6 protein-coding genes are annotated in these 6,000 nt (G+C 65.5%); all 6 read left to right on the top strand.

Annotation, left to right across the window (positions count from 1 at the left end):
* Positions 1–294 precede the first annotated feature (294 nt).
* Genes rpmH through rsmG form a run of 6 tightly spaced genes read left to right on the top strand, consistent with a single transcriptional unit; the run spans position 295 to position 3,364 of the window.
* The gene (gene rpmH, locus ACXKZF_RS16630; protein ID WP_055952712.1) at positions 295–432 is read left to right on the top strand and encodes a 50S ribosomal protein L34; all 138 of its coding nucleotides are present in this window, start codon (positions 295–297) and stop codon (positions 430–432) included.
* Between the two features lie 8 nt (positions 433–440).
* Positions 441–779 carry a ribonuclease P protein component gene (rnpA, locus tag ACXKZF_RS16625; protein ID WP_055952708.1) on the top strand — a complete coding sequence of 113 codons (339 nt, stop codon included), beginning with the start codon at positions 441–443 and terminating at the stop codon, positions 777–779.
* Positions 776–1,132, top strand: coding sequence for a membrane protein insertion efficiency factor YidD (gene yidD, locus ACXKZF_RS16620; protein WP_055952705.1), 357 nt, complete (start codon positions 776–778; stop codon positions 1,130–1,132). Before rnpA ends, yidD begins: the two co-directional genes overlap by 4 nt.
* A 2-nt stretch (positions 1,133–1,134) precedes the next feature.
* The gene (gene yidC, locus ACXKZF_RS16615) at positions 1,135–2,208 is read left to right on the top strand and encodes a membrane protein insertase YidC (protein ID WP_200936070.1); all 1,074 of its coding nucleotides are present in this window, start codon (positions 1,135–1,137) and stop codon (positions 2,206–2,208) included.
* Positions 2,209–2,220: 12 nt separating this feature from the next.
* Positions 2,221–2,727, top strand: coding sequence for a Jag family protein (locus ACXKZF_RS16610; protein WP_055952702.1), 507 nt, complete (start codon positions 2,221–2,223; stop codon positions 2,725–2,727).
* A 7-nt stretch (positions 2,728–2,734) separates the two neighbouring features.
* Positions 2,735–3,364 (top strand): 16S rRNA (guanine(527)-N(7))-methyltransferase RsmG, encoded by a 630-nt coding sequence (rsmG, locus tag ACXKZF_RS16605; RefSeq protein WP_055952699.1) that lies wholly within the window; start codon positions 2,735–2,737, stop codon positions 3,362–3,364.
* Positions 3,365–6,000 lie beyond the last annotated feature (2,636 nt).

Raw genomic sequence — 6,000 nt, 5'->3', positions numbered from 1 at the left:
ATCCCCTCCGGGACCTAGACGCGACGGGCGATCGACGAGTCGCGCCGAACCTGTGGATAACTTCCGGGGCCACGCTAGTTCGCGGCTCACGCGGAGCAAAATCCACTGTAGGACCCGGCCGCGTGTCTTTGCCACGGTTGTGGACAACGCCTGGGGATAATGGGCGGTCGCGTTCTGGGTTTGAGTTAACGCCCCTCACGACGTAGCCTTAGTCGGTTGACTTATGCCTATCAGGCAGTCCCGACCCCGTCCCCGGCAGAAGAGCATCGGGCGACACCACCTCCGGAGTGACCCATGAGCAAGCGCACCTTCCAGCCCAACAACCGCCGCCGCGCCAAGAAGCACGGCTTCCGTGCCCGCATGCGCACGCGTGCCGGCCGCGGCATCCTTTCGGCGCGTCGCGCCAAGGGCCGCACCGAGCTCTCGGCCTGACAGACCCGGTGCTCGCGAAGCCGAACCGACTCACCCGCGGATCGGACTACAAAGCCACAGTCCGACGGGGCTCTCGTTGTGCCGGAGCGCACACCGTCACCTATGTCGGAACCTCGGCTGAGACCGATGCACCTCGTTTCGGCTTCATCGTGAGCCGGCAGGTCGGCTCCGCGGTCACACGCAACACCATTCGCCGCCGCCTCAAAGCGGTGTGCGCTGAGGCGCTCCCGTCCATCCGCGGGGGCGCCTCGATCGTCATCCGCGTCCTCCCCTCAGCGGCGGCGACCGACTACGCGACGCTCCGCGCCGACGTGGTGCGGTGCCTGGAACGGAAAGCGTCGGCATGAGCGCCTCGACTCTTCCCACATCAGCCACGGGGTCCGGCCGGCTCACGGCCGCGGCAGCGCTGGCATCCGTTCCGCTCCTCCCCCGGAACGCCGGTCTCGCCCTGCTGCACGCGTACCGGTCTACGATCTCGCATGTCTACGGCGACGTGTGCAAGTACTACCCCTCGTGCTCCGCCTACTCGGTGGGCGCCGTGCAGCAGCACGGACTCGTGAAGGGCGTCGCGTTCACCGCCGCCCGTCTCGCACGGTGTCATCCCTGGGCTCAGGGTGGCATCGACGACGTCCGTCCTCATCGGGCCTTCCGTCACGAACTCACTCGGCACGGATTCGTCGTGCCCGCCCGAAAGGACTGATCGTGCAATTCGATCTCATTGGGACCATTCTGTGGCCGCTGAAATGGGCGGTCGAGCTCGTGCTCGTCGGCTGGCACTCGCTCTTCACCGCATTCGGCATGGCGCCCGCGGCCGGTCTGACGTGGGTGCTCTCGATCGTCGGCCTCGTCCTCATCGTGCGGGCGGCGCTGATCCCCCTCTTCGTCAAGCAGATCAAGAGCCAGCGCAAGATGATGGAGATCGCTCCGGAGCTGCGCAAGGTCCAGGAGAAGTACCGCGGGAAGAAGGACCAGCTCTCCCGCGAGGCCATGAGCCGCGAGACCATGGCGCTGTACAAGAAGCACGGCACCACACCTGTCTCCAGCTGTCTGCCGCTGCTCGTGCAGATGCCGATCTTCTTCGCCCTCTTCAGCGTGCTGAACGATGTTGCGAAGCACGCGACCAACAACCAGGGTGGCGTCGGACTGCTGACGCCCGAGCTGACCCGAGAGTTCTACGACGCCCGCCTGTTCGACGTGGCATCGATGCACGTGAACCTGGTCACGGCATGGGGCCAGGCCGACGGTCAGATCACCGTCGCGATTCTGCTGACGCTCGTCGTGCTGATGATCGCGTCGCAGTTCTTCACGCAGCTGCAGATCATCTCGAAGAACCTGTCGCCCGAGGCCAAGACCGGTCAGGCGTACCAGATGCAGAAGATCATGCTGTACATCCTGCCGCTGGCCTTCATCTTCTCGGGCGTCTTCTTCCCGCTCGGCGTCGTCATCTACTGGTTCGTCAGCAACCTGTGGACGATGGTTCAGCAGTTCATCGTCATCCGCGAGATGCCGACTCCCGGTTCCGACGCGGCGAAGGCACGCGAAGAGCGCCTGGCGCGCAAGGGCAAAGCCATCGACGCCGCGGGCAAGGTCGTGCCGATGGAGAAGTACCAGGCCGAGCAGCAGCGTCTGCTCGAGGAAGCCGAGCGCGTACGCGCGGCAGCCCCGAAGCGTCAGCAGCCCGTGGGCAAGCAGCGCGCCAAGAAGCAACAGTCCACCAAGAACACCGGTGCTGGGGGCGGAGCCGCCGGCGGTTCTGGATCCGCACCCGCTTCCTGACCTCCGGAGATCATGATGACGACGTCCGATCAGATTGCCCCCGAGCAGACCGCCGCCACCGAAGAGCAGCTCGAGCAGGAAGGCGACATCGCCGCCGACTACCTCGAGGGTTTGCTCGACATCGCGGACATCGACGGAGACCTCGCCATGGATGTGCGCGCCGGCCGCGCGTACGTCTCGGTCGAAGCCGATGACGCCGAGTCGCTGTCGAGTCTCGCGCATCCCGACACGGTGCAGGCACTGCAGGAGCTCACCCGCCTGGCTGTGCAGAGCGCGACGGGTCGGTTCTCACGGCTCATCCTCGACATCGGCGGATCGCGTGATGCCCGCCAGCGTCAGCTCGAGATGCTCGTCGACCGCGCCATCGAGCGTCTCGTCGAGGGCGCTTCCCAGGCCTCCCTGCCGGCGATGTCGAGCTATGAGCGCAAGCTCGTGCATGACATCGCTGCTGATCGCGGCTACGACTCCGAGTCGTTCGGCGAGGGTGCGGACAGGCACACCGTCTTGCGTCGGGGCTGATCCGCGGATGCCGGAACAGCTTGAGGCGGAGCCCGTCGCGGCCGCGGACATCTTCGGTGACCGCATCGACACCGCGCGCAGGTTCACCGCTAATCTTGCTGCGTACGGCGAGGAACGGGGACTGATCGGTCCGTTGGAGGTGCCGCGTCTGTGGACGCGACACATCCTCAACAGTGCGATCGCGGCTCCGTTCTTCGCGGGGGCTGCCGTCGACGTTGGATCGGGAGCAGGGCTGCCGGGGCTTGTGCTGGCCATCGCGCGACCCGACGTGGAGTGGACCCTCATCGAGCCGATGGAGCGCCGCACGGCATGGCTGTCGGAGCAGGTTGCCGATCTCGAGCTCGAGAATGTCAGCGTGGAGCGCATGCGCGGTGAGGAGTGGGCGCGAGGGCGCGTCTTCGACATCGCGACGGCGCGGGCAGTCAGTGCGTTGCGCACCCTTCTCCCCTACACCGCTCCCCTGGTGCGACCCGGTGGTCGGCTTGTATTCCTCAAGGGCGCGAACGTGGGGCGCGAGATCGACGCCGCAGCTAAGCAGATCAGACAGTACGGTCTGCAGGACGTGTCGGTGGAGATCGTCGGAGAGGGCGTCTTGGACGAGCCCACTCGGGTATTTCTGGCTACTGTCACTCGCTGAGTCGGTCACATGTAGACATGTGTTGACCCGGTGATGAGCTCGTTGCCGGAGTAGACGTCCGTCGAGGTGATCGATGACGTCCCCTCCCATCCGATGAGGGTTCCGAGCCGCTCACACTTCGGCGCTTCACTGTTATCGCGAGTCGGAGGCTCCATCGTTCTCCTCCGATGCAAGTCCCGAAGCGGTTCGTGAATGCCGTGCCGATAAGTTTCTGCGGTCTCTGTGCCAGGATCGCTCTGTCCCAGGATCGGGCTCGATTTGCGAGCCGTGCAGCCCGGATAGCTGCGCCGGCTTACGGGTCAGGATCGTGGCGGCCGGCACCGCACTACGCCCGGTGTGAGGTGATGTGGGCTCGCCCAACGCTACGGTGGTGAGGCACTGTCAACTCACGCGGTGCGTGGCGGCGACACAAGCGTGAGCTGGGCCGGATGATCTCCTCGTGCCGCTCAGGGTGGGTGTGATGCGGTGGATGCCGGTGTTCCGGTGAACCCGGGGCCCGGGAACAGGCGAGCGGCGGGTAGGGGCCTTGGCGTGCCGTGAACGTTTGCGTTTGGTCGTGTTCCCGACACGTTAGCTCGCGAGGTACTACGTTCGCGGAATATGAGCGGTGCTCCTCATCCCCGGAGCCAGGAATGTCGGCACACGTAGGCAGATGCGTGGAGGGGCGGTTCGTGTGGCCTGGCCTGCTGCCGCGACACCGCATCACCGAGGACCACCGGCCTGCTGAACCTGTGACGTGTGTCAGCCCGCGCGGGATGAGGCACTGCCTCGGATCGGCGGGTGTTTCACGTGGAACATTTCGCGAAATTCGATCTACGGGACCGAGGCGGTGAAGCGCCGCTGCGCGGGCTGTCATCGCTTCCGCTCCCCTGCCCCGTGGGCGGCCCGTGGGACCATTGCCCCGAGCGGGCTCGCTCGCACTCCCCCGTGTGCCGCGGCGTCCCGTTACGCGGCTAGGCGTCGACAAGAGTGGCGTGAAGTGGTGGTTTCGGCGCCGTGGCGTTCCGAGTGTCAGGACCGGAACGGCGGAGCCGCCGTTGATGTGTCACGTCAGGTCGCCCGCTAGCGCAGCATCTGGGTAATGTTTCACGTGAAAAACGGCCGCGAGGTTCGGCCTGAGGGAGCCGCGCCGCCCCAAAGTCAACATCGATCCACCAGATGAGCGTTGCTGTGAAGAACTTCGAGAGGCTGCGACTTCGTACACGTCGTGGCGCACAGAGAACCGCTCTGGTCGAGCCCGCTGCAATGCCTGTCCGGTCAACATCAGTTCCGCAAGAGCCGTGGCACTCCACGGCACGTCGGTAGGCGTTTCGGAGCTTACGGGAATGCGGTTGTCCTGTGGGGCTCACTCGCGGAGTATGTGGATGAGGGAGTTCTTGAACTTGCGCTCGGCGGCACTTGCCAGGTGCCGAAGAGACATGCGGTCCTGCGAAGCTCACGGTCATTTGGTGTGGGGCACGCACACGCGACGGGTTCGGAATGGGAGAGAGGCTGCTGAGGCCGAGCTCACTCGCAGCGTCGATGTCGGCTGCCGGGACGACGACGGTAGGAAGAGCTAGAAAATGTCGACGACGCCCGAGCACTAGGGAAAGTTCGAGACGAGACGCGTTCAGTGCTCCCCGCCATAGCCCAGCGCCTTTCGATGGAGTGCCCCTCTCACCGGGGTTGAGCCAGCAGCTAGCTCGTGCGACAAGAGGATCGCCCTCGCGCCAGCTGGTGATGATGCCGTCGCGCCTGATAATTGCAAGTCGGTCCAGTCGCGGCTCCGCGCCGTCCATGAATCGGCGGATCCTGCGTCCTGCGACCGCTCCCCCGTCAGTCTTGTCGTGCAGCTGGGTTGCGAACCGGCCGCACCGCTACCGGGCCCCAGTTGATGAGCCCCGTACATGCTTCGCTACTCTTGCGAGGGTCGCAAAGCGTTGCGCGCGACGTTTCACGTGAAACGTAGTTCGACAGGACCCAGCGGGGTCTTTGGCGGTGCAACACGAGTGCTGTGGGTGCGTGGCGTCGAGAGGACGCCTGGCTCCCCGTCGGCTGCCGCGGCTGCTTCGGCCCGACCACGTCGCCCACGGACGGCCCCTTCCCTCTTCGGTGGCGGCGGAGTCTTGGCCGGCACAGCGGATGCGCGGGGGATACAACTGACATTTCCGCCTGCTCGTTCATCAGCGAGGTCCGCCCCGAGTCGAGGTTGAGATCTGCACGAGCGGATGGCCACGACTCTGGCGCAGCTCCGCCGACGCCGCACTCTTGACGCGCCCGTCGGACATACGAGATCGCACGCGGTCCTTGTTGCGGGGCGATACGTCGGGACCATCGGGGGCGACTCGCTACCACTCGAGACGGTGACGATTGACAGGCGGCAGGGGGGCGCCTCACTATCCGGAGAGCTCATAGTCGTCAGCTGGTGCGGCGCGAGCAGAAAGGAACGCACTCCTACTCGTCGACGGTCTCGATTTCACCGCGCTGAGACCGTCCCCGACGTCATCTCAGTCTGTCGCCGCCGGGGTCACAGACGTAGGCGGTTGCATGACAGACGTTTCACGTGAAACACCCGGCGGCAGGTACTGGCTTGACGCAGTGCAGCCCGCACGCGACCCCTGCGGTGAGTTGGCTAAACCGGGGTCGCGCGCTCTCGG

Source organism: Microbacterium sp. ABR10 (assembly GCF_057812175.1).
Note: the sequence above shows the minus strand (reverse complement) of the source record. Positions and strands in the feature narration are given on the sequence as shown.